Origin of the sequence: Streptomyces incanus (assembly GCF_042656345.1) — a bacterium.
In the GTDB taxonomy this organism is placed as follows: domain Bacteria; phylum Actinomycetota; class Actinomycetes; order Streptomycetales; family Streptomycetaceae; genus Streptomyces; species Streptomyces incanus.
The window spans coordinates 1-22,418 of record NZ_JBHSPC010000001.1; the positions used below are offsets into that span (position 1 = coordinate 1).

General features: G+C 72.3%; 20 protein-coding genes and 2 pseudogenes. 13 read left to right on the top strand and 9 right to left on the bottom strand.

The window, feature by feature from the left end:
* From ACFP2V_RS00005 to ACFP2V_RS00015, 3 genes and pseudogenes are all read right to left on the bottom strand, one after another.
* Positions 1–155, bottom strand: a pseudogene (locus ACFP2V_RS00005) (Holliday junction branch migration DNA helicase RuvB); the annotation flags it as partial.
* Between the two features lie 14 nt (positions 156–169).
* A complete protein-coding gene (gene ruvA, locus ACFP2V_RS00010; RefSeq protein ID WP_381204181.1) occupies positions 170–793 on the bottom strand; it encodes a Holliday junction branch migration protein RuvA in 624 nt (207 codons plus the stop codon).
* Positions 790–1,338 carry a crossover junction endodeoxyribonuclease RuvC gene (locus ACFP2V_RS00015; protein ID WP_381204275.1) on the bottom strand — a complete coding sequence of 183 codons (549 nt, stop codon included), beginning with the start codon at positions 1,336–1,338 and terminating at the stop codon, positions 790–792. Before ACFP2V_RS00015 ends, ruvA begins: the two co-directional genes overlap by 4 nt.
* 468 nt (positions 1,339–1,806) lie before the next feature.
* Here ACFP2V_RS00015 and ACFP2V_RS00020 point away from each other — a divergent pair, with 468 nt between their 5' ends.
* Both ACFP2V_RS00020 and ACFP2V_RS00025 read left to right on the top strand, forming a co-directional pair.
* Positions 1,807–1,971, top strand: coding sequence for a hypothetical protein (locus tag ACFP2V_RS00020; protein WP_381204182.1), 165 nt, complete (start codon positions 1,807–1,809; stop codon positions 1,969–1,971).
* 9 nt (positions 1,972–1,980) lie between these two features.
* Positions 1,981–2,976, top strand: a complete 996-nt coding sequence (locus ACFP2V_RS00025) for a RecB family exonuclease (protein ID WP_381204183.1) — start codon at positions 1,981–1,983, stop codon at positions 2,974–2,976.
* 610 nt (positions 2,977–3,586) lie between these two features.
* Here ACFP2V_RS00025 and ACFP2V_RS00030 read toward each other — a convergent pair.
* Positions 3,587–3,730, bottom strand: a complete 144-nt coding sequence (locus ACFP2V_RS00030) for a hypothetical protein (RefSeq protein WP_381204184.1) — start codon at positions 3,728–3,730, stop codon at positions 3,587–3,589.
* A gap of 369 nt (positions 3,731–4,099) precedes the next feature.
* Here ACFP2V_RS00030 and ACFP2V_RS00035 point away from each other — a divergent pair, with 369 nt between their 5' ends.
* From ACFP2V_RS00035 to ACFP2V_RS00065, 7 genes and pseudogenes are all read left to right on the top strand, one after another.
* A complete protein-coding gene (locus ACFP2V_RS00035) occupies positions 4,100–4,441 on the top strand; it encodes a PadR family transcriptional regulator (RefSeq protein ID WP_381204185.1) in 342 nt (113 codons plus the stop codon).
* The gene (locus ACFP2V_RS00040; protein WP_381204186.1) at positions 4,438–5,340 is read left to right on the top strand and encodes a hypothetical protein; all 903 of its coding nucleotides are present in this window, start codon (positions 4,438–4,440) and stop codon (positions 5,338–5,340) included. Before ACFP2V_RS00035 ends, ACFP2V_RS00040 begins: the two co-directional genes overlap by 4 nt.
* Before the next feature lie 121 nt (positions 5,341–5,461).
* Positions 5,462–6,334 (top strand): DUF4184 family protein, encoded by an 873-nt coding sequence (locus ACFP2V_RS00045; RefSeq protein ID WP_381204187.1) that lies wholly within the window; start codon positions 5,462–5,464, stop codon positions 6,332–6,334.
* Between the two features lie 144 nt (positions 6,335–6,478).
* Positions 6,479–6,671: pseudogene (locus ACFP2V_RS00050) on the top strand (alpha/beta fold hydrolase); the annotation flags it as partial.
* 739 nt (positions 6,672–7,410) lie between these two features.
* Complete coding sequence (locus tag ACFP2V_RS00055; RefSeq protein ID WP_381204188.1) at positions 7,411–8,202, top strand: CAP domain-containing protein; 792 nt, start codon at positions 7,411–7,413, stop codon at positions 8,200–8,202.
* Positions 8,203–8,782: 580 nt separating this feature from the next.
* A complete protein-coding gene (locus tag ACFP2V_RS00060; protein WP_381204282.1) occupies positions 8,783–9,343 on the top strand; it encodes a non-structural maintenance of chromosomes element 1 family protein in 561 nt (186 codons plus the stop codon).
* Positions 9,344–9,428: 85 nt separating this feature from the next.
* Positions 9,429–9,635 (top strand): S1 domain-containing protein, encoded by a 207-nt coding sequence (locus ACFP2V_RS00065; RefSeq protein ID WP_381204189.1) that lies wholly within the window; start codon positions 9,429–9,431, stop codon positions 9,633–9,635.
* 79 nt (positions 9,636–9,714) lie between these two features.
* On the opposite strand, the gene ACFP2V_RS00070 is transcribed toward ACFP2V_RS00065, so the two are convergent.
* The 5 genes from ACFP2V_RS00070 to ACFP2V_RS00090 form a co-directional block, all read right to left on the bottom strand.
* Entirely contained in the window at positions 9,715–9,903 is a 189-nt protein-coding gene (locus ACFP2V_RS00070; RefSeq protein WP_381204190.1) for a hypothetical protein, read from the bottom strand.
* A 444-nt stretch (positions 9,904–10,347) separates the two neighbouring features.
* Positions 10,348–10,863 carry a LysE family translocator gene (locus ACFP2V_RS00075; protein WP_381204191.1) on the bottom strand — a complete coding sequence of 172 codons (516 nt, stop codon included), beginning with the start codon at positions 10,861–10,863 and terminating at the stop codon, positions 10,348–10,350.
* Positions 10,864–10,947: 84 nt separating this feature from the next.
* Positions 10,948–11,811, bottom strand: coding sequence for a helix-turn-helix domain-containing protein (locus ACFP2V_RS00080; RefSeq protein WP_381204192.1), 864 nt, complete (start codon positions 11,809–11,811; stop codon positions 10,948–10,950).
* Positions 11,812–11,968: 157 nt separating this feature from the next.
* On the bottom strand, positions 11,969–12,817 hold the full coding sequence (locus ACFP2V_RS00085) for an oxidoreductase (RefSeq protein ID WP_381204193.1): 849 nt from the start codon (positions 12,815–12,817) through the stop codon (positions 11,969–11,971).
* Between the two features lie 180 nt (positions 12,818–12,997).
* On the bottom strand, positions 12,998–14,419 hold the full coding sequence (locus ACFP2V_RS00090) for an aldehyde dehydrogenase family protein (protein ID WP_381204194.1): 1,422 nt from the start codon (positions 14,417–14,419) through the stop codon (positions 12,998–13,000).
* Positions 14,420–15,462: 1,043 nt separating this feature from the next.
* Between ACFP2V_RS00090 and ACFP2V_RS00095 the strand changes: the two genes are divergently transcribed.
* From ACFP2V_RS00095 to ACFP2V_RS00110, 4 genes are all read left to right on the top strand, one after another.
* Entirely contained in the window at positions 15,463–15,633 is a 171-nt protein-coding gene (locus ACFP2V_RS00095) for a thiazolylpeptide-type bacteriocin (protein WP_031128743.1), read from the top strand.
* Positions 15,634–16,198: 565 nt separating this feature from the next.
* A complete protein-coding gene (locus tag ACFP2V_RS00100; protein WP_381204195.1) occupies positions 16,199–18,040 on the top strand; it encodes a BTAD domain-containing putative transcriptional regulator in 1,842 nt (613 codons plus the stop codon).
* A gap of 144 nt (positions 18,041–18,184) precedes the next feature.
* Positions 18,185–20,440: a TOMM precursor leader peptide-binding protein gene (locus ACFP2V_RS00105; protein WP_381204196.1), complete on the top strand. Its 2,256-nt coding sequence runs from the start codon at positions 18,185–18,187 to the stop codon at positions 20,438–20,440.
* The gene (locus ACFP2V_RS00110) at positions 20,430–22,364 is read left to right on the top strand and encodes a TOMM precursor leader peptide-binding protein (protein WP_381204197.1); all 1,935 of its coding nucleotides are present in this window, start codon (positions 20,430–20,432) and stop codon (positions 22,362–22,364) included. Before ACFP2V_RS00105 ends, ACFP2V_RS00110 begins: the two co-directional genes overlap by 11 nt.
* The last annotated feature ends 54 nt before the right edge of the window (positions 22,365–22,418 follow it).

The window sequence follows — 22,418 nt, forward strand, 5'->3', positions numbered from 1 at the left end:
ACCAGGTCGAGCTGCTCGCGGACCTTCTCCTGGCCGATGAACTCGTCCAGGTCCCTGGGGCGCAGGGCGGCCCCGACGGCCTGGTCCTCCCCGTCGGCGACCGACCCCACCAGCCGCTCGATGAGGGCGGCGGTTTCGGCTTCGTCCCGGGTCATGCGGTCCACTCCTCTCAGCGGGCGCGGTTCAGCGTGCGCAGGGCTGCGCGCAGCAGCTGCGACATCTTCGGGGCGCCATCGGCCGCGGCGGCCTCGGCGGTGGGGGTGACGGCCGCGATCGCCGTCTCGGCCTCGTGCGCGGAGTACCCGAGGCCGACGAGCGCCGCGCGCAGCCGTTCGCTCCAGGGCACGGGAGCGGCGGCGCCGGCCGGGTGGCTGGTCGCGGCGGCCCCGGTCGGCTCGCCGAGCCGGCCGGCGAGCTCCAGCAGCAGCCGCTGGGCGCCCTTCTTGCCTATGCCGGGGACGGCGGTGAGCGCCTTCTCGTCGCCCTGGGCGACCGCGCGCCGCAGCGCGTCAGGCGGGTGGACGGCGAGCATGGCCTGGGCCAGGCGCGGCCCGATGCCGCTGGCGGTCTGCAGCAGCTCGAAGACCTGCCGCTCGTCGTCGTCCGCGAAGCCGTAAAGGGTGAGCGAGTCCTCGCGCACGACCAAGGAGACGGCGAGTCTGGCCTGCCGGCCGATGCGGAGCCCGGACAGGGTGTTGGGCGTGCACTGGGCCGCCATGCCGACGCCGCCGACCTCGATGACCGCGGTGTCGGGGGCAAGCGCGGCGACCAGGCCGCTGACGAAGGCGATCATCGGATCGTATCCTTTTGACGTCGTGCGAGTGCGGGAGCGGGGCGGGCGGCGGCGTGCGCCTGCTGCAGGCGGTTCAGCGCCGGGGCGCGCCAGATGTGGCAGAGGGCGAGCGCCAGGGCGTCGTCGGCCGGCTTGGGCGGGGCGTCGATCCGCAGCAGCCGGGTGACCATGGCGCCGACCTGGGCCTTGCCGGCGCCTCCGCTGCCGGTGACGGTGGCCTTCACCTCGCCGGGGGTGTGCCAGGTGACGGGCAGGCCGCGCCTGGCCGCGCACAGGATCGCGACCGCGCTCGCCTGCGCGGTGCCCATCCCAGTGCGCACGCCGTACCGGCTGAACACCCACTTCACGACGACGGCTCCGGGTTGGTACTCGTCCAGCCACCGCTCGATGCCGCGCTCGATGAGGAGGAGGCGGTGGCCGATGTCCGCGTCCGCCGGAGTGCGAAAAACGCCGGCGGCCGTCACCGTGAGCGGCCGTCCGGGGGCGCTGTCGACCACCCCGAGGCCGCACCGGGCCAGCCCCGGATTCACGCCGAGCACCCGCACGGCTCCCTCCCCGACGGGCTGAGCCTTCATGATCGAGCCAAACTTGCGCAGGGGGCCGTATTGGCGCTGGTCGGGCGGCGAGTCCGCCCTGCGAACGCAAGGCGGACCCTCCAGGCGCATCGCGCGACGCAGACGGAGTCCGCCTGCGAAGCTCAATGCGGACATGGGAGATCTTTCCGTGGGCTCCGGCCGGCGAAGCGTGGATTTCCACACATGTCCGGCCTGGCCCGAATTTCATAGTAACTCGAACAAGCGTACGAGGAGGGGGTGCGGCGGGCAGCCGGGACGGTTCCGGTGGGGAGACCGCGGGCCGGAACCGTCCCGGCGGGGAGGCGTCCGAACGCGGCCCGCAGCGGTCGGCTCGTACTGGCGCGGCCCCTCCTCGCCCGCTGGGCGGGGGGCCGGACACCGCCCGTCCTCCCTGGCCGCCCTGGCCGCCCGGTCACGAGTCGCCGCTGTGGAGAGGTCATGGCCGCCAGGAGCCGTACGACGATCGCGCATCGCCCGTCCTACCGCTGTACCGAGTGCGGCTGGACCACCGCCAAGTGGCTCGGCCGGTGCCCGAACCCACCGGACCCGCCGGACCGATCACCTCGGAACCGGTCCGGTGGATTCGGGAAGGGCCCGGCGTAGGGTCGGGGTATGCCCCCGTCCGAGAGTTCCGCCGCATCGGACGCGGCCCCGTCCGCGGCACCTCGGCCCGCCCCGAGGACGCCGTCGTCGCTGTCGCCGTCGCGCGCGGACGACTTCATGACCTGCCCGCTGCGCTACCGGCTCCGGGTGATCGACAAGCTGCCGGAGCCACCGAGCGGGGCGGCGGCCCGGGGCGCCGTGGTGCACGCGGTGCTGGAGCGGCTCTTCGACGTGCCGGCCGGGCAGCGCACTCCTGACCGGGCCCACGCGTTGCTGCGCCCGGAGTGGGAGCGGCTGCTGGGCGGGCGGCCCGAGCTGGCCGGCCTCTTCCCCAGGGACGCGGACGGCGCGGCACTGGCCGCCTGGCTGGCCGAGGCGGAACCGCTGCTCGACCAGTACTTCCGGATGGAGGACCCGAACCGGTTGGAGCCCGCCGGACGCGAGCTGTACGTGGAGACGGTGCTGGAGTCGGGTCTCAGACTGCGCGGGATCATCGACCGGGTGGACGTCGCCCCGACCGGCGAGGTCCGCGTGGTGGACTACAAGACCGGCAAGGCGCCCCCACCGGACTTCGAGCGCCGGGCCATGTTCCAGATGAAGTTCTACGCCCTGGTGCTGTGGAGGCGGCGCGGGGTGGTTCCGCGCCGCCTCCAACTGGTCTATCTGGGCAGCGGCGACGTGGTGACGTACGACCCGGACGAGGCGGACCTGCGGGCGGTGGAGCGGAAGCTGCGGGCGCTGTGGGCGGCGATCCAGCGGGCGGTGGCGACGGGCGAGTGGCAACCCAGCCCGAGCCGATTCTGCGACTGGTGCGGCTATCAGGCCTTCTGCCCCGCGTTCGGTGGCACCCCGCCGTCCTACCCCCTGGCCGTCGCCACCGTCCCGGCCGTGGGGGACAACGAGCACCCGGCAGCGCCCTCCGAGGCCGAACCGCCCACCCGGGAACGGCTCGCCGGGGAAGGAGCAGGGACGGACCACCGGCCCGAGCACAGCAGCCCGGCCTGACGCCCGCGGGCCGGGCCCGTCGGGATTCAAGTGGCGTGCTGGTATGTCCCTGGCCTGCGGTGGTCTGGCGAAAACCGCGCCAGTTGTTCACCGACGGGCCCGCCGTTCAGCGTCGGCGTTCGTATCGATGCGGTATCGGGTGTAAGGGCACCGATCCGTGCGGTGCGCCTGACAGCGGCTCGAACGGGGCTGCCCCCGGCGTGCCGTTGACGATCATTTCGCGGACGAGTGGGCCAGGCCACAGGCCGACTCACCACCGTGGACTGGGTCTACGGCGTCGGCACCTTGGGGTGAATGCCCGGCAGGCCAGGGCGAGGACGCGGGCGCACGCGGATCCGCGGCGGGCCGGCACCGGCACGCCCTTGAAGGCCCGCATTGCCGCGCGCCCCCTCGTCCTCGCTTCAGGGCCGTGAAGAGTGCCATGCCCTGAGCAGGGTCGGGGGCTGGGAACGGAGCGTCGGTCACCGTGCCAGTTCCCATCCTCCCCCCCGGGGGCTCCGTGATCCCATCGAGTGGAGCGCAGAGAAGCGTACGGGCGCGCGGACCCTGTGTTCACACCGTCGGCTCCGGCGCCGCCCTCCCCGCGTGGGTGGCTCCGGGGCGATCGCCGCTACAGCCCGGCTCCGGGATCGTCGGTGGCCACGGTCCGCAGCGGCCGGTGCCCCCGCTCGTCGAGCTGGGCGAGTTCGCGTTCGCAGTCGACGGTGGTGGAGCCGTAGTAGTTCACCCCTCCCCCGCCTCTTCTTCGCCGCATGCCCCGAGCACGGTCGGCTTGCGCCGCGCCGGGCCGAGTCGGCGATGACCGGGGCGGGCAGCAGCGTGGCTCGATTCCCTGCCTGTTCACGGCAATTGACGGTTTCCCATGGGCAGGTACGGTTCCCTCGCCCCAACTGTTCCGGTGGGTGCGGACCGACCAGGGCCGCACGCTGCGCACGGCTCCCTCATGCGTGGCTGCGCCGAGCTGGACTCGCTGGCGAAACGAGCTGATCGCGCGCCACGTGCCGGCGGGCAGGCAGCGTCTCGCGCGGCGGGCGCATCCCTCGAACGCCCTGGCCGGGGCCCAGGTGTCGATGGCGTGGCTCACCGCATCGAGATGGTCCGGCGGAGTGACTATCATCGTGGGATGAGTGAGCGCGCGATGCAAGAGCCCACGCTGATGGTGCTGACAGCCCTCGCGGACGCGCCCCGGCACGGATATGCCATCGCGCAGGAGGTCAAGGCGATGACCGGTGGCCGTGTCGTGCTGCGTACGGGCGCCCTTTACGGGGCCCTGGACCGTCTGCTGGCCGACGGCCTCATCGACGTCGAGCGCGAGGAGGTCGTCGATGGCCGGGCCCGGCGGATCTTCACCTTGTCGCCGTCGGGGCGAAAGCGGCTGGCGGCGGAGGCCGAGCGGCTGGCCGTGACAGCAAAAGAGGCCACCCGCCGCCTGTCCGTCACGCGGCCGCCGGCGGCCGCCACATGATCGAGCGTGTGCTGCGGCTGTATCCCGCCGCCTACCGGCGGACCCATGGCGGGGAGATCGCGGCGACCTATCGCGAAATGACCGCGGGTCAGCCGCTGAGTTCACGACTGCAAGAAGGTGCAGGTCTGGCCGCGCACGCGGCGCGGATGCGCATGGGGCTGGGGTCGGCCGCTCCCCTCGCGCGGGTTCTCGCGCCGGCGTATCCCTTCGCCCTGGCTGCCTCGGCCGCCGCTTGCGGCCTGCACCTTCTGCGCTGGTACGCCGGCCTGGTCGCCTCGCCCACCCCGTTGTGGGTGCAGCTCAGCACCGACCTGCGGGGGGCGTGGGGTGTGCTGCTCGTCTCGTCGCTGGTCGTGTGCGCGGGTGCGGTGTCGGCGCTGGCCGGCCGGTGGCGTGCGGGGGTGCCCTGCACGCTGGCCGGGCTGCTCTCCTTCGCGGTGGCCGCGGTGGTCAGCGGGCCGGCGTTCGGTGACCCGGTCGTCACCCCGGCCGCGATGGCCCTGGCGGCGGCCGTGGTGCTCGCATGCCCGCCGGACCGGCGCCTGGAGAACACCGCGGCAGGGCGGGCGGGCTTGGCCGGTGCCGTGATCGCGCTCGTGGTCGTGCCACGGGCCGCCATCGACGCGCACGCGGTGCCGTGGGTCAGCACCGACTACGGGTGCTGGCCTCTGCTGGTCCTCGCCGCAGCCGGTGTCGTACTGACCTGGCGCAGCGGATCACGAGGCGGCCGCGAGCTGGGAGCGATGATCATGGCGTCCCCGCCTCTGCTCGCCAACGCCTACACGACAGCGTGGGGTGAGGCGACTGCTGCCGTGTTCCTGACGGTCATGGTGCCGGCCACCACGGCGATCGCCTTTCTGGCCGGCCGCCTGGAGCGGACCGGCCGCACCCTCCGCTGAGCGGTCTCCCTCGACCCTCGGCCGAGCATTCCTCCGGACAGCGGCGTCTGCCATCACTCGATAGTCCTTTCATCGTACTATTCAGTTCAACGGACTATTCGGTTCGTGCGAGAGGATGCTCATGCCGTTCACGCTGTCCCACTCCGCGGCCGTACTGCCGCTGATGCGGCGGCCCTTCAGCCGGGCCGCACTGGCCGCCGGAGCCGTCGCACCGGACATGCCCTACTTCGTTGTCACCACGGGCCTGCCCGTCAGCGCGCAGTCCTGGTACGAGCCCTTCGCCAACGCCACGACCTCGCATACCGCCTTCGGCGCCGCCACCGTCACCCTGCCGTACGCCCTCACGCTGTGGGGCCTGGCGCGAGCCGGCCGTCGCCCGCTGGCGTTCCTGTTGCCGCTCCCCACCGCCCCGTCGCCGCCCCGGACGGCCGGCACGCTGATACGGCGAGCCGGGTGGATCGTCCTGTCCGCCTTGATCGGCATCGCCACTCATCTGATCTGGGATGCCTTCACCCATCACGACGGTTTCGTGGTCACCCATGTGCCCTGGCTGACCTCCACTCCGGTGGGCAGCCTCACCTGGGCGCGGATGTTGCAGCACGCGAGCACGATCGGCGGCCTGGCCGCCATCACGGCGTACATGTGGCGCAGACGAGCTCGCCTCCTCAACGGTAAGGGCCGCACCGGACCCGGGAACGCGACGCGGCGCCGCGCCCTCCTCGCAATGGCTTTGTTCACGGTCGCGGGGGCCGTCACCCACGCCTGGCGGCGGCTCGCCGGCCCGGAGGCGGCGACAACCGGGGCGCCGCCGAGCGCTGTGATCGAAGGGGTTCTGTCCGACGCGGCGAAAGGCGCGGGCGCGAGCCTGGCCGGCATCCTGGTCCTTCATGTCATCGCGTGGTGGATCCGGCATGCCGTCACCGCAGCCCGCCCTCTCGGGAGCGGAGCCGGCTCCGTGCACGAGGAGACCCCGAAGGCGAGCACTTCCGCATGACTCGCCACCAGCGAGACCCCGGGTCCGGCCTCTTCCGCGGCGCTTCGTCATCTCACGTGGCCGTGCCGGGGATTTCGCCGTTGCCGGATTTGGCTGATGAGATGAGCTTTCGGCTAACGATGCCGGCCAAGCCCGGGTGATGTCATGACCGCGTACTTTGCAGCCGACGGCGGCGCGATCGCTTACGAGGTGGCGGGGTCCGGCCCGCTGATCGTCCTCGCGCACGGAATGGGTGACAGTCGCGCCGCGTACCGTGCTGTGATCCCGCCACTGACAGCGGCAGGCCATCGGGTCCGCGGTCGATCTGCGCGGCTGCGGTGAGTCCGGCGTCGACTGGTCGGCCTGCGGCCCCGGCACCATCACCACCGGCTCCCCACCGGACGCCGGTAGAACCAATCAACCGAGTCGCACCGTTCGCCGTACACACCCTTTGTCGACGAAGTACCTCTCCGCCTTGCATGGCGGGGTGGGGCCGGCGATGTCGCACCGACGGATCGTGCGCCCCTTGAGGTAGAGGACGGGCCATCGGGGGCGAAGAGGAGGCTGTCGACGAAGCAGGAGCGACACGGTACTCGCACCCCGCGCCCGAGGAGCTCCCCCAGTCCGCCACCCGGAGCAGTCGGCGGTCCCCACAGGTGTTCCATGAATCGCGTCCGGTGGGGCCAGCGACGCTGCCCGCTGCCCGGCGTTCCGCGGGCGCGCTCCTCAGCCTCCGACACCAGCCCAGAATGCATGATTCCGTGACATCCGTCACGCGCTTCCTCGATCTATGCAGGTCGCTTAGTAGAAACCGCTCCAGTGATATAGGAGATTTATCCGTCTTGCCGTGGGCGTGGGGCGGATCGAGGTGGGTGGTGATCCGACGGGCAGCCGAAAGCCGCGGTTTTTTCGCCGGGCAAGGGCTTCTGACGGGGCAGCAGGCATCCCGAGGGCCCGTCGCGAGCAGGTCGGCACGCTCTCCCGCCCGCCGCAAGAACCCCCCAGACCTACGAAGCGCAGTAGTGCAACCGCCCTTTGCGCCCGGTGCCGGACCGTCCCAAGAATGACCAGCCTCCGGACAACAGGGGTGAGGTCACATGGGAAAGCATCGTCATCAGCAGCGGTACCGGCGGACGGTCGTCGCGGCAGCCGCCATGGGCGTCATAGGCATACCCTCGGTCGCCATGGCCTGTGCCGACTGGCCCGGCAGCGGGCAACGGCAGCACCAGGGCACCACCACCCCAGCCGCGGCCGAGACCGAGGACAGGTGGGACGACGCCGACCGGCACCACCAGTGGAGCAGCCGTCAGCACGGCGAGCCCACGGCGGCGCCGTCGCACAAACAGAAGAAGACGGACCGCAAGGCATCCCCTTCCAAGCCCACCGCCGCCGCCCCGAAGCCCACCACCGCGACCCCGAAGCCCACCACCGCCGCCCCGAAGCCCACCACGACCGGCCCCGAGCCCTCCGCCGGTGCTCCGAGTCCCGCCGCGACGGGCGGCACCGAGGCCTCCGGAGCCGTCGCCAAGGTCGTGGAAATCGTCAACGCCGAGCGTAGCAAGGCTGGTTGCTCCCCTGTGAAGGTGAACGCCACCCTGACCGAGGCCGCGCAGAAGCACAGCGAGGACATGGCGGCAAGCAGCAACATGTCGCACACCGGCTCGGACGGATCCTCGCCCGCCGACCGCATCACACGCGCCGGCTACAGTTGGAGCACCTACGGCGAGAACGTCGCCTACGGCTACTCCACTCCCGAGCAGGTGATGGCCGGCTGGATGACCAGCCCCGGCCACAAGCAGAACATACTCAACTGCGCGTTCAAGGAGATCGGTGTCGGTCTCGCGCAGCCCGGCTCCTACTGGACCCAGGACTTCGGCACCGCCCGGTAGGCGCCGTACGCTCACACGTGCCGTGGTCTGCTGTCAGCACCACGTACGCGACGAGCGAAGCACCGGCCCCACAACCCGGCCGTGGTCTCGCGAGGGGCTTCGGGAAGGGGGTCGGTCCGTCCTCGGGGAAGGGTCCCTTGGGGGGAGGGGCCCCTGCCCGGGGCCGCGTGCAAGCCGCCCACCGCGAGCACCCCGTCGACCAGGAACGCGGCGACGGCCCGCAGGTTCCAGTTGGACGTGCACCAGCACCGGCCGGCGGCGAGAGTGACGGCAAGGACCAGAAGCGCACTGCACGCCGCCCTCTCGCAGGCGGCCGACCCTTGGGAACCAGAAACCCGGTCGCCCGGTCGTGGCGGGATTACGTGGCGACGACGGGGCCCCCTCAGCGGGGCGCCGCCGCGCGACTCGCTCACGTTGTCCCGGCAGTTGGATGAGGTCCATGCGGAGCGCGTGGAACTGGCGGTGGCGGAGACGGTGCTGCGCCGGCTGGAAGAACAGGTTGCCGCTGTTGCGCCCGCGACTGGGCCCTGCCAGGTGGGCGGACGGACGGTGCTGCCGGTGCCCGCACCAGGAACGGGTCATGGACGAGGCGGCGCTGCCGTCGGAGTACCGGCGGATCTGGCATGTGGTGGAGGCCGTGGACGGGCCGGGGACGGCCAAGGACGTGTGCACCGCGCTCGGTCCGGGTATCGAGCCGCGCCAGGTCGAGCCGATGCGCGACAAGCTCAGCCGACTCGCACAACGCGGCTGGCTGCGCAAGACACCCGACGGACGATTCACCCCTGGTCTGCGACATCAAGCGGGGAGCGTGACCAAGCGCCCTCCAGAGGTAGTTGAGCATGGCGTGAAGAAGAACAACTGCCCCGCCGAAGGGTGGGGGTGCTCAGGGTGGTGCCCGGCCCCGAGCACCCCCTCATCGGGGCAGCGGGCGTGGAATCCAGGTCAGCGCCGGCTCCTGGAAGCCCAGCCGGCACCGATTCCCGCCACATGCAGAGCCAGGGCAGTCAACCCCAGCAACATCACATTCACCGAAGAGAACGCATCGTTGGTACCGATGTCCGCCGCGTTGATCAAAAACGCGAAGAAGAACAGCACCGCAGCCACTATGCCAAGCATGAACAGGCTCCTCTCCAAAGGGTGAAGACCGTATGCCCAGACATCACCTCCACAAGCGGGGCACGGAGACTGGCGCTCTTTCAGCGTTGCCTCTCCACTCCAGGGGGAGGTTGGCTGCGGCGGTTGACGTCATCCGGTTCGGGGTGCTCAGGGTGCTGGACGACGGCCCCGACCACCCGGTCTTCCCCTGCGTCGGGTTCATCACGATTCCCGAGCTGTCCTGGCAGCGCTTCGAGACAGCTTCGGACATCGTCCGAACGGGACAGCGCGTTTCGTGCGAGTTCCTCCAGTGCGACACCTCGGCGGTCCGTTGGTGACCGTTATGGGGCCACCGGCCAGGCTGCCCCCTGCCGGCTGGAGCGTGGCCTGCTCGAGCTCCCGGACGGGGCGGCCGGCTCACCGTGCGATGGCGAAGCCCACGCCCGCCACGACGGCCGGTACCGCGAGTCCGACCAGGGCGAGGAGCAGCCACATCTGGTGCACGCGGGCGTGGACGGTCTCGGTCGGCAGGGTGATGCGAACAGCTGCGGCAGGGGGGGACGGCGTGGCCGACCGGGGCGGACGCAGGCTGTTTCGTCCCGCCATACGGCAAGCACCAGGCATCCGGCGAGACCTCCCACCCGTACAAGTGGGAGGCGCTCGGCGTTCAGCGCACCACCACGCCCGTCCGGGCACGCAAGAAGCTACTGCCCCGGCTCCTACTCGGATCCGTACGAGCCGCCGCTCGACGAGATTCTCCGGACGGATCTGAATGCGCCACGCGAGCAACGGCACGCCGTCGCCCGGGTCTTCCCCCGCCTGGTCGATGGGCGAGGGGCGGACGTCCCCTATGGGATGGCCCGCCCCTACGAATCCGCCCGTCTCACTCTCGTCCGCTGAACGCCGGCCGGCCCCCCGGACCGACCATCACAACGCCCGACCGCTCCGCCGACCAACGACAGCCCACGCGGCTTCCCGGTAAGCCGGTTACGGGCCGTTCCGGCCAGGAGGCCCCATGTCGCATCGGAACCAACGCGATCAGGGCGCGGATCAGGCCCAGCAGCAACAGCCGCACCTGGACGTTTCCCGTCGAGGGTTGACGAACTGCGGCAGCACCGCACCGAGGGTCAGCAGCCTCTTGGGATCGTTCACCCCCGCGATGGAGCCCTCCCGGAAGATCCGGCCCGTACGGTCCGCCGCCAGCGCAAGCTGCTGCTGCGTCATCAGCAGCTTGCGGTGCCGACAGGAATGAACACCGAGGTGGACCAGGCAAAGGGCACCAGCGGACTTCAGGATCGAGAGGACCAGGAAGGACCGGGCGAGCACCTCCCCCAGTCCGAACGCCAACTGCACCCGCTCCGGTACGCCTCGGGCGAGGGGGAGATGCCGGCCGTGCGCGTCCTCGTGCCAGGCGACGCGCCCGACGCGGCATCCGGAGAGCGGGCCACGCTGCGGGGCCGAGACCCCGTACGCCAGCCGGCCTCCACGCCCGTGACCGGCTACCCGCGTCCGGCGGACCTGCTCGGCGGGGCAGACGCACCGCTGCCACGCCCGGTGCGGCGACACCAGGAACGGATGTTCTTCCGCATCAATGACACCCCGCTCGCCGCCGGCACGTTCGTACGTGCCGGGGATCGCGATTCCCAGGGGCTACACGGCGGTGTCGGCTGAAGGGGTATGTTCGGCGACGGTCCACCCGGCGAGGAACGTCAGGGCTTGTGCGGAGCGGGAGTTCGGTTCGGCCGTATAGACGAGCAGGGTCTGGTCTCCGGTGCCGCGCACGTCCAGTACCTGGAAGTCCAGGGTGAGTTCTCCCGCGGTGGGGTGGAGGAATTCCTTGCGGCCAAAGCGTTGGGCGCGGACGCGGTGGGTGGACCACCAGTGGCGGAAGTCCTCGTCCTTGATCGACAGCTCTCCGACGAGGCGGGCCAGCGCGGGGTCCTCGGGGTAGCGGCCGGCGTCCATTCTGAGGTAGGCGACGCACTCCAGGGCCACCTTTTCCCAGTCGGCGTAGAGCCTGCGGACGTGCGGGTCGAGGAAACTCAACCGGATGAGGTTGCGGTGCTGCGGCGCGATCTTTCCGAAATCCGTGATCAGTGCGGCCCCCAGGGTGTTCCACGCCAGGATGTCCATGCGCCGGCCCAATACGAGTGCGGGCACCCCGGTCATGCTGTCCAGCAGGACCCGGGTGGCGGCGGACACGTGCTGCGCGCGGGGCGTCGCCCGCGCCCGCAAGGCCAAACCGGTGGAGTCGGCCGCACAGCGCAGCAGGTACTCCTCCTCGTCGGCACGCAGGTCGAGGGCCCGCGCGAGTGCTGTGAGGATCTCCGGCGAGGCCGATTTGGCCCTGCCCTGCTCCAGGCGCACGACGTAGTCGACGCTGACGCCCGCCAGCATGGCGAGTTCCTCACGTCGCAGACCCGGCACCCGGCGGTGGCCGGACGTCGGTATTCCGGCCTCCTCGGCGCTCACCCGGGCGCGGCACGCGCGCAGGTAGTCACCCAGTTCGGTCACAGCGGTCCTCTTCTCATCGGTTCTTCCTCACGACGTGCGCCCCTTGTCCGCCTTCCCCGGGGTGGCGGCCGTACGGTCACCACCCCGGGGCACTACCGCGAGGCCCTCGGTGATGAGGCCCCTGATGCCTTGTTCCGGACAGCGGGTGGGCGTCCGCTCAGACCAGAGCCGGGGCGTCGTCGTGGTCGGTGGACAGCGCCAGGTGCCGCCATGCCTCGGACTCCGTGCGCAGCTGTGTGATCTTTCGGTCCAGTTCCTCCAGGCAGTCGCTGCCCAACTGGGCGCGCACGGGCGGGGCGTCGGCGTCCGCCAGGGTGAGGACGGCGGTGGCGCCCTTGACCGGGTCGCCGGGCTGCGCGTGGTTGAGCCCGGGGACCGCCCCCCGCATCGCTCCTGAGGTGGCGGCGTAGTCGTCGATGACGGTGCCCTCGGTGTGCAGGCTGCCGGCGTCGAGGAAGTCGGTGCGGAAGTAGCCCGGCTCGACCAGCGTCACTTCGATGCCCAGCGGGGCCAGCTCGGCGTGCATCGCCTCGGAGATCCCTTCCACGGCGAACTTGGTCGAGCAGTAGATCCCGAAGCCCGCGGAGCTGCTGAACCCGCCCAGCGAGCTGAAGTTGAGCACCCGCCCCGAGCGCCGGCGGCGCATCACCGGCAGCACCGCACGGCTGACGTTGAGCAGGCCGAAGACGTTGGTGTCGTAGACCGCGCGGACCGCGGCGTCCGAGGCCTCCTCGACCGCGCCCAGCAGCCCCCGTCCGGCATTGTTGACCAGGACGTCGATCTCCCCGAACGTCTCCACCGCGGTGGCGGTCGCCGCGCGCGCCTGCGCCTCGTCGGTGACGTCGAGCGCGAGCGGGAGCAGCCGGTCCCCGTACCCGGGCAGCGCCGGCGAGACGGCTTCGGGCCTCCGGGCGGTCGCTACGACGTTGTCCCCGCGGTCGAGGGCCTGACGGGCGATCTCCCGACCGAAACCGCGCGAGGCGCCGGTGATGAACCACGTGGTCATGACGTACTCCTTGGAACGAGGGACAGCGCGTCCCGGGTATGTGGGGTGGTGCTTCTCATGCTGGTCCGGCCGAAAGCGGTCATCCAGGGAAGGAATTGCCTAGGAACAGCTGCCGTCCCTTCGCCGGAGGTGCGGCGAACAGGGCGTGGGCGTCGGGCGTTGCCGGTGCGGCAGGCGTGTTCAGCCGCCGCGGACGACCTTGGTCTCCAGGTACTCCGTCATGCCGTCGGGGCCGAATTCGCGGCCGTTGCCGGACTGCTTGTAGCCGCCCCAGGGCGCGGACCAGTCGAACTCGGCGTCGTTGATCAGGATGTAGCCGGCCCGAATCCGCTCCGCCACCGCACGGGCCGCCTTCAGGTCGGCGCCGGTGACGTACGCGGCGAGCCCGAAGGGGGTGTCGTTGGCGATGGCGATGGCCTCCTCGACGGTGTCGTAGGCGATCACCGACATCACCGGGCCGAAGATCTCCTCCCTGGCGATGGCCATGGAGTTGTCGACGTCGGCGAACACGGTCGGCTTGGCGAAGTGCCCCGCCTCCAGACCTGCCGGCTTGCCGAGTCCGCCGGTCACCAGGCGTGCGCCTTCGTCCAGGCCCTGCTGGATGTAGCCCTGGACGGTGTCCCACTGCTCGGCCGAGATCAGCGGCCCCATGGTGGTGTGGTTGTCGCGCGGGTCGCCCGGAGTGAGCGCCTCCACGGCCGGGACCAGGACGGACAGGAACTCCCCCAGATGCGCCCTGGGCACCAGGGTGCGGCTGGGGGCGCTGCACAGCTGGCCCGTCATGGCCATCAGCCAGGTCATGGCCGTTCCCACGGCCACGTCGAGGTCGGCGTCGGGCAGCAGGATGTGCGGAGACTTGCCCCCGAGCTCCGAGGTGACGCGCTTGACGGTCGGCGCGGCGGCGATCGTGACCTGCTGGGCTGCGGCGGCGGAACCGGTGAACGAGGCGATGCCGACCCCCGGGTGTGCGCTCAGCGTGCCGCCGATGACCGAACCACGGCCGTTGACGAGGTTGACGACTCCCGCCGGGACACCGGCCGCGTCCATGACCTCGGCCAGGATGATCGCGGAGTACGGGGTCAGCTGAGCCGGCTTGAGGACCACCGTGCACCCGGCGGCGAGCGCCGAGACCGTCTTCCCCGTGGGCTGCAGCACCGGGAAGTTCCAGGGCGTGATCAGCCCCGCCACCCCCAGAGCCTCCTTACGTATCTCCGTCTCCCCCCGCAGTTCGGTGAAGGAGTACGTCTTCAGGACCTCGATGGCTGTGGCGATCTGCACCCTGCCGGTGGGCACGTGCGCGCCGCGGGCCAACGCCAGGGGCGCGCCCAGTTCAGCGGTCACCGCCTGGGCCAGGTCTTCGGCCCGCCGGTCGAACTCGACGAGGATCCGCTCCAAGAGCTCGATGCGCTGCTGGACCGTGGTCCGTGAGAACGAGACGAACGCGCGCTCGGCGGCTGCCACAGCACGGTCGACATCGGCTTCACCGCCCAGCGCCACCCGTCCTGTGAGCGCCCCGGTCGCCGGGTCGGTCAGCTCCAGAACGGAGCCCTCCAGTGGCGTACGCCAGGCGCCGTCGATGTACAGCTCGTTGTGCTCACGCATGATGATCAGCTCTCGGTGAAAGGACCGAGGGCCGCGCCGCAAGCCATCTTCCGGCGCTCCACAAGCCCTGGTCGATTCACCTCCTCAAGCCCGGCCGAAAAGCCATCCAGGGAGACATTTTCCCAGGCATCCCAGGGGTAGGAACGCCCATGTCGCTGTGGCACCGATGGTCACGGCCGCTTGCCCGCGTCCCCTGCCTTTCACCGACGGTCCGTCAGGTCGCCGGGAAAGTCGTTCGTGCGCGGCGAAGACGTGGCGCACCCTGTGAATAACGGGGTCGGCGTCGATCGCGGCGAGCGCGGTGTCCATCGGCGGACGCATCCGCTTCCGAAGGGCTTTCCCGGTCGGCCCGACTCGGCTCGTTCGGCTGAAGCGGAGCTGGACGGGCCGCGGCACCCGCACCGTCGTGGTCACCGCTCGCAGTGCGGCTTGCGCCAGATCTTGATCCCGGTCGCTGGAAGACGCTCCGCGAAGCGGTTGCCGGGTGATGCTTCCCGCAAGACCGCGCACAGGTCCCTGAGAAGTCCTCCAGGCCGACGCCGAACAAGTGAGGAGTGGACTCCGATCGGGAGAAGGTCCACGCCACGACGTCGTCCGCGGTGCGGTTGGCCACTTCCCCGGCCGGCACGACATGGCGTCAGACGTTCTCGAACCCGGCTCGTGCCACGACGCGGTCCGCGCCGCCCAGGGTGCCGTTGACCAGCGCTGCCTGCCCGCGCGGCGCACCGTCATCGACACTCCCCCGAGGCGATCGACGGGATCCTGCGGTCCCGTCCGGTCCGGGAGCTGCCCGGTGTGGGCACGAAGGTTGCCGCAGCCCTCGCCGAGTACGGCCTGCACACGTCGGCAATGTCGCCGACGTGTCCGAGTTCACCCTGCAGCGCCTGCCGGGAGCCCCGGTCGACCTGCGCTGGCGCGGCGTGCCAGCGGAATGACAGCGGAAGACGTGCCGAACGGTGAGCGGTGGCCGCTGGAATGGTCCTGCAACCGCCCGGCGGCCACCACCGGACACGGTGGTCCGCCCCGACTCCTGGGGAGACACCATGAACAAGGACCTGAGCACCCTCGCCGACGAGATCCTCGAGCTCGAGGCCGAGACCTTCGAGATCTCCGACTACTCGGACGCCAGCGAGGTCGTGCTGGCCGGCTGCACCAGCACCAGCTCCACCTCGACCTCCAGCTCCACCTGCAGCACCACCTCCTGCTCCGCCTGACCCAGCGTCCGGCGCGGCAACGCCCGGCCGGTGCCCGTCTCCTTCACGGAGGAGGGCATCGGCCGGGCGCTCGGCATGCCCCGGGACCGGTCGCGACGGTGCCCGACGGGGCATGTTCCGGCCGCAGGGCGGAGAACCTGCGGGGCGGAAGTGAACATCGTGAAAAAGTTCGGAGAATCCGGTGGATCGAGCACGTTCGTCTCCCGACCGTACCGGCGGTAAGTTGACGCCCCGTCGGCCATCGACAGGCCATTTACCAGTAAATATGCCCCACTAGAAGGTATTTGATGGTACGTCAGTGACTGAAACTTGCCTCTCAGGCATTTCACAACCACCCCTTGACCCGCCGTTCTACGCCAGTAGACACTCACCACTGCCGCAATACCGAAGGCATACGTGCAGTACAACTTCACAATCTGCGCCGTACCGCCCGTGCTGGCGAAAAAGCAGGCGTCCCGAATGAGCCACCGCTCCGACAGCGCCCGCTTCGACGGCACGGCACCGCTGCCCCGAAGGGGGTGGCGATCCGGATTCGCAGAAGTTCGAGGGTCAACGGGGGAACCAGGTGCGTTTTCAGTTGCTCGGCCCGCTCAGCATCACCGACGGGCGTGAGGTGGTCGTCCTGCCACCGGCCAAGCCGACGTCGCTGCTGGCGGCGCTGCTGGTCCGGCCCGGCGAGGTGGTCCCCACGGAGCGGCTCCGCCAGGCCGTCTGGGGCGAGAGACAGCCGGCGACGGCGAAGGCGGCCCTGCAGAGCTGCGTCCTGCGGCTGCGCCGACTCTTCGCCAAGTACGACATCGAGGAGCAGTCGGTGGTCGCGGTCGCCGGGGGCTACCGGCTTCCGGCCGACGGCGACACCCTGGACCTGCTGCACTTCCGCCACCTGGTGTCGGAGGCGGCCGGCGCCGGGGAGTCCGAACTCCCCTTGCTGCGCACGGCACTCGGCCTGTGGCGGGGGCCGCTTCTGGCCAACGTCCCCTCCGACCTCCTGCACCGCGACGAGGTGCCACGGCTGGGCGAGGAACGCCTGCGCGTCCTGGAACGCGTCTGCGAGATACACCTGGCCCGTGGACGGTGTCGCGAGGTCCTGGTGGACCTGTGGGAGGCCACCCGGACCCACCCCCAGCACGAAGGACTCTCCGCCCAGTTGATGCGGGCGCTCTACGGGGCGGGACGGCAGAACGAGGCGCTCGCCGAGTACCGGAGGATCAAGACGCACCTGCGGGACGAACTCGGCGTCGACCCGGGCGCGGCACTGCAGAACCTGGAACTGGCCATTCTGCGCGGCGAGGAACTCCCCGGCGCGGCCCTTACGGAGCGCGGCGGGCACGGCGCCGCGGCCGGGGTGGGCCCGTACGGCGCCGGCCGCCCGTCCCCGGGACCGGGCCCCTCACCGCGCTCGCGGCTGCCCCGCGTCCCCGGCTTCACCGGACGCTCCCGCGAGACCGCCGACCTCGTGGACCACCTGAACGGCGGCGGCCGGAGCGACGGGCGGGCCGACGCCCCGGTGACCGCGGTCATCTCCGGAGGGCCCGGCATGGGCAAGACCGCGCTGGCCCTGCACGCCGCGCGGCTGGTGGCCGACCGCTACCCGGCGGGCGGCGTACTGCTGCCGCTGACCCGGCCCGACGGTACGCCCCGGCCCGCCGGCGAGGCGGCGGCCGAACTGCACGCCGTGCTCCCCGCCGGCACCCCCCGCGGGTCGTGCCTGGTGGTGCTCGACGACGTCGTGCACCCGGACCAGGTACGGGACCTGCTCGACGTGCCCGGCTGCGGTGCCGTCGTCGTCACCAGCCGCATGCGGCTGGCCGCCCTGGTCGCCACGCACGGCCCGGCGGTACTGCAACTGGGCGCGCTGGCACCGCAGGAGTCGGCGGCCCTGCTCACCGCTGTCCTGGGGCGGGAGCGGGTCACGGCGGAGGCCGAGGACGCGTGTGCCCTCACCGACCTGTGCGGGCATGTCCCGCTCGCACTGCGGATCGCCGCCGCCCGGCTGCTGACCCGGCCCAAGTTGCGCCTGGCGGACTACGCCGCGTGGCTGCGCCGGGACCTGCCCGCCCGGCTGGCGCTGCCCGACGACCCCCGGATGTCGGTGCCCCTGACACTCGACGGAGCCCTGGACCGGCTGCCCGGACCGCTGGCCGACGCCCACCTGCGGCTGGCCCGGCTCACCGGACAGCTCACCGCGCCGGACGCGGCCACCGCGCTCCGCGTGCCCGAGACCCACGCCGAGGAACTGCTCGAGCGGCTCCTCGACACCGGGCTCCTCGACGAGGAACAGCCCGGAACCCTGCGCATGAACAGCCTGTTCCGGGTGCACGCGCTGCACCGGGCGGCCCGGACGGACGACCTCCCGCGGGCCGTCGTCGCCGCGGACCGGCTCGCGCTGCCGTCCGGAGCCACCTGACGGCCCCGGCGCCACCACGACGGGGACGCGGCCGGCCCGGCCGGCCCGCGCCCGAACGCCCCGCCCCACCCACTCCTTCAGATCCACCCACTCCTTCAGTTCCACTGCGGCCGACAGGCCCCGACCCGGAGGTGCGACCCCCGCATGCCCACGACGCCCTACGAGGAGACCGCGGACACCCGGCCCAGGGTGCGCCGCGACGTGCTGTTCACCGAGACGCCCAACGGCGTGATCTTCCACAACGCCGACGGTGGCTTCCAGCTCAGCTCCCCGTCCGCCTACCGGTTCGCCACACTCCTCGTCCCGCACCTGGACGGGAGCCGGACCGTGGCGGAGATCTGCGCGGGTTTCCCGGACCCGCAGAAGGCGATGGTCGGCGGCCTGGTCAAGGCCCTCTATGCTCGCGGCTTCGCCCGGCCCGTGCCGGACACCGGGCACGGACCCGGCACGTCCCCGGCCGCGGCGGTCACCGCACACTTCGCGCAGCAGATCGCCTACCTCGACCACTACGCCGACAACGCCGGGGACAGGTTCGCCGCGTTCCGCGGCACCCACGTCGCGGTGCTCGGTGACGGCCCGGTCGCGCACTGGTGCGCGCTGGCCCTGATACGCAACGGCTGCGCGCACGTCGCCGTGGAGGCCGCCCTGGCCGAAGACCCCGCCACCGCCGCGGAGTTCGACCGGCTCCGGAAGGAGGCGGCGGAGTTCACCGCGCAGGGGGCCCCGGCCGAGGTGACGGTGCTGCCCGCGGCCGGCCCGGCCGGCTGGGACGCGTACGAGGGGTACGACGTGGTGGTCGCCGCCGCCGGCGGCGACGCGTTCCGGACCGCGGTCACCCTGCTCGGCCGGGGCGTGCCCGAGGGCCGCACGCTGCTGCCCGCCTGGACGTTCGGCGGCCGGGCGGTGGTCGGACCGGTCAGCGCCCCGGACACGGACGGCTGTCTCGCCTGCGCGGCGCTGCGGCTCGGCGCGACCGGGGACCCGGCGGTCGCGGCCGGCCTGTGGAGCGGACTGGCCCTGGGAACCACTCCGAACCCCGGGCCGCGCGGACCGCTCGCGGCCATGCTCGGCAACCTGCTCGGCTACGAGGTGTTCCGACTGGTCACCGAGGCCCTGCCGGCCGAGACCCGGGGCCAGGTGCTGCTCCAGGACATGGCCTCCTTCGACGTCCTGGCGGAGCGGCTGCTGCCCCACCCGCGCTGTCCGTACTGCCGGACCCGGCCCGCCGCGCCCGAGCCCGTCGACCTGACCGCGGCCCCCGCGCGGCCCGTCTTCGAGCCGGTCGTCGCCGCCGCCCCGGACGACGGCGCGGCCGAGGGGCCGCTGGCCGAGCTGGACCGCCGGTCGCTCGCGATCCGGCCGTCCGTCGGGGTCTTCACCCGGTACGCGGACGAGCCGGTCACCCAGACCCCGCTGAAGGTCGGCGCGGTGGAGGTCGGCCTGAGCGCGGCCGGGACCCGGACCGTCGTCGCGTTCGACGTCCAGCACACCGCGGGTGCCCGCCTACGCGCTCTCGACGCCGCCGCCGAGGTCTACGCGGAGCACGTGGTGCCCGCCTTCCCCGTGCCGGGCGGCGCGTCCCCCGCGGACGGCGCGGAGGCCGCACGGGTGCGGCCGGAGACGCTCTCCACGGCGACCGGCGCCGGGGGCGATCCGGTCGCCGCCTGGATTCCGGCCACGTCGCTGCTGACCAAGGAGCGGATCCTGGTGCCGGCCGGTGCCGTGCGGCCGTTCGGGCCGGACAACCAGGACCGCCGGTTCGAGCCGTCGCGCGCCGGGGCCGGCGCGGGCGACGGGCTGCCCGCCGCCGCGGCGGCCGGACTGCTCTCGGCGCTCGCCCACGACGCGCTGCGGCGGGCCGTGCGCGGCACCGGACGGACCGCGGTGTGCTCCCCTGCACTGCTCGCCGACGACCCCGAGGGAACCTTTCTGCTCCGTTCCGCCGGACATCTGGGCCTGGAGACCGAACTCCTCGACCTCGGGGAGGCGGACCGCACCGGGGTGTCCGTGGTGCTGGTCCGCACCCGTCCCGCGGAGCCGGACGAGCCGGTCCGCTGGGCCGTCGGCGCCGCCCTGGACCGGGTGGCGGCGGCCGGCGACGCCCTTCGCGACCTGATCGGCGCGGTGCAGCTCACCGCCGAGGGGGTGCTGGGCACGCCCGACCTGGGCGATCCGCTGCTGGCCGACCTGGACGCGGCCCTGATCCCGGTCACGGCCGACGCGGCCGGGGAGGAGCCGGCCGCCGACCGGCCGCCGGTGACGTGGGCGGACGTCCTGGAGCGGCTGGCCTCGGCCGGCCGGGACGCCCTCGTCGTGCCCACGCACGCGGCCGACCTGCCCGCCGCGGGGATCCACACCGTCCGCGTTCTGCTCACCGGGGCGGCCGGCGATGACCGCTGACCTGACCGAGGCCTCCGCGGAGCCGCGCGAGGACGCGTGCCGCCGCTTCGCGGAGGACCTCCGCCGGGCCCTGCGCGACCTGCCCGCCCTGCCCGGACGCCCGGTTCCCGGCATCGGTGTCGGCGCGCTCGGGGTGCGGGACGCCTTCGCCGACACCGGGGATGCCCCGGACACCGTCCTCCCCGTGCATCTGTACGGCCGGCAGGCGGTGATCGGCCCCTGGCCCGCCAAGGGCCGGGCAGGCTGCGCCGTGTGCCTGCGGCGCCGCTGGCAGGGGGTGCGCTCGGTCGGTCTGCGGGAGGGCCTGGAACTGCGCGGCGGCACCCGGGAGGCGGGCCCCTGGCCCTATCTGGTGCCGTTCGCCGCGCAGGCGGTCGCCGCGCTGATCGCCCGCCTCGCCGCGGCCGGCCCGGACGGGGACGCGCCGTTCCCCGACGTGTGGCTGATGGACCTGGAGGACCTGACGGTTCGCCACCATCCGCTGGTGCCCGAGCCGGACTGCCCCCACTGCGGCACCCCCGAGCCGGTGACCGCCGAGTCGGCGGCCCTGGGCCTGCGGCCCGCGCCGAAGTACCGGCCGGGCGTCAGCCGGGTCCGCCCGCTGGACGACTACGGCCTGCGGGTGGACGCGTTCGCCAACCCGCACTGGGGGGCGATCGGCCCGTCGGTGGTGTGCGACGTCACCTCGCCGACGACCTCGGCCACGGTGGGCTGCTTCTCCAGCCGCTCCGGCGACTACCTGCGGGAGACGTTCTGGGGCGGGCACGCCGACACCTACTACGACAGCACCCGCATCGGCGTGCTGGAGGGCCTGGAACGCTTCGCCGGGATGCGTGCCCGGGGCCGCTCCGTCACGCTGACCGCCGCCCTGGACGGCCTCGGCCCGGACGCCGTCGACCCGCGCGAGACCGGCCTGTACACGGACGGCTTCCACCGGGCGAACCCCTGGGTGCCGCCGTTCGCGCCGGACCGGCCCATCCCCTGGGTGTGGGGCTGGTCGCTGCGGGACGCCCGGCCGCGCCCCGTGCCGGAGATCCTGGCCTTCTACCACAAGCCGGGCATCGAGCACCGCTTCGTGCAGGAGAGCTCCAACGGCTGCGCCTCCGGGGGCAGTCTGGAGGAGGCCGTGCTCAGCGGCCTGATGGAAGTTCTGGAACGGGACTCCTTCCTGCTCGCCTGGCACGGGATGCAGCCGCTGCGCGAGATCGACCCGTCGACCAGCACCGACCCGCGCACCCGGTTCATGGTCGACCGCATGGCCCTGTACGGGTACCGGGCCCGGTTCTTCGACACCCGGATCACCTTCCCGGTTCCCGTGGTCACCGGGGTCGCCGAGCGGTTCGACGGGGGGCCCGCCCGGATGTGCTTCGGGGCCGGGGCCTCCCTCGACCCGGAGGCCGCGCTGGCCGCTGCCCTGTGCGAGATCGCCACCGACTCGGTGCAGCTGCTGCAGCGCTTCGAGCGCGACGCGGCCGGGTACCTCGCCATGGCCGCCGACCACGAGAAGATCACCAGCCTGCACGACCATCCGCTGGTCTACGCGGTGCCGGAGATGGGCCGTCACGCCGACTTCCTGCTGCGGCAGTCCGCGCCCGCGCGGCCCCTCGACGTGGCCGACCTGGCCTGGAGCCGCGCCGACGGCTCCGGTCCGGACGTGCGGGACGACCTGCTCGCCGCCGTGGAGGCCGTGACGTCCGCCGGGTTCGACGTCGTCGTCGTCGACCAGACCACGCCCGAACAGCGCGCCCTCGGGCTGTACACCGTGAAGGTGCTGGTGCCCGGTCTGCTGCCGCTCGACTTCGGCTGGAGCAGGCAGCGGGCCCGGCACATGCCGCGCATGCGCACCGCGCTGCGCGAGGCGGGGCTGCGTGCGGACGACCTGACCGAGGCCGGTCTCAACCCCGGCCCGCACCCGTTCCCATGACCGGCCGACCGCCCCGGCGCGCGAGCGCCGGCGAACCGAGGAAGAACCGAGGAA

Bases quoted from the DNA above. Each gene is read 5' to 3' on its own strand.
- ACFP2V_RS00085 (WP_381204193.1), bottom strand. From the start codon at position 12,817: ATGACCACGTGGTTCATCACCGGCGCCTCGCGCGGTTTCGGTCGGGAG.
- ACFP2V_RS00020 (WP_381204182.1), top strand. From the start codon at position 1,807: ATGGCCGCCAGGAGCCGTACGACGATCGCGCATCGCCCGTCCTACCGC.
- ACFP2V_RS00045 (WP_381204187.1), top strand. From the start codon at position 5,462: ATGCCGTTCACGCTGTCCCACTCCGCGGCCGTACTGCCGCTGATGCGG.
- ruvA (WP_381204181.1), bottom strand. From the start codon at position 793: ATGATCGCCTTCGTCAGCGGCCTGGTCGCCGCGCTTGCCCCCGACACC.
- ACFP2V_RS00105 (WP_381204196.1), top strand. From the start codon at position 18,185: ATGCCCACGACGCCCTACGAGGAGACCGCGGACACCCGGCCCAGGGTG.
- ACFP2V_RS00095 (WP_031128743.1), top strand. From the start codon at position 15,463: ATGAACAAGGACCTGAGCACCCTCGCCGACGAGATCCTCGAGCTCGAG.
- ACFP2V_RS00060 (WP_381204282.1), top strand. From the start codon at position 8,783: ATGGACGAGGCGGCGCTGCCGTCGGAGTACCGGCGGATCTGGCATGTG.
- ACFP2V_RS00110 (WP_381204197.1), top strand. From the start codon at position 20,430: ATGACCGCTGACCTGACCGAGGCCTCCGCGGAGCCGCGCGAGGACGCG.
- ACFP2V_RS00040 (WP_381204186.1), top strand. From the start codon at position 4,438: ATGATCGAGCGTGTGCTGCGGCTGTATCCCGCCGCCTACCGGCGGACC.
- ACFP2V_RS00030 (WP_381204184.1), bottom strand. From the start codon at position 3,730: ATGCGGCGAAGAAGAGGCGGGGGAGGGGTGAACTACTACGGCTCCACC.
- ACFP2V_RS00055 (WP_381204188.1), top strand. From the start codon at position 7,411: ATGGGAAAGCATCGTCATCAGCAGCGGTACCGGCGGACGGTCGTCGCG.
- ACFP2V_RS00025 (WP_381204183.1), top strand. From the start codon at position 1,981: ATGCCCCCGTCCGAGAGTTCCGCCGCATCGGACGCGGCCCCGTCCGCG.
- ACFP2V_RS00035 (WP_381204185.1), top strand. From the start codon at position 4,100: ATGAGTGAGCGCGCGATGCAAGAGCCCACGCTGATGGTGCTGACAGCC.
- ACFP2V_RS00090 (WP_381204194.1), bottom strand. From the start codon at position 14,419: ATGCGTGAGCACAACGAGCTGTACATCGACGGCGCCTGGCGTACGCCA.
- ACFP2V_RS00070 (WP_381204190.1), bottom strand. From the start codon at position 9,903: ATGGCGGGACGAAACAGCCTGCGTCCGCCCCGGTCGGCCACGCCGTCC.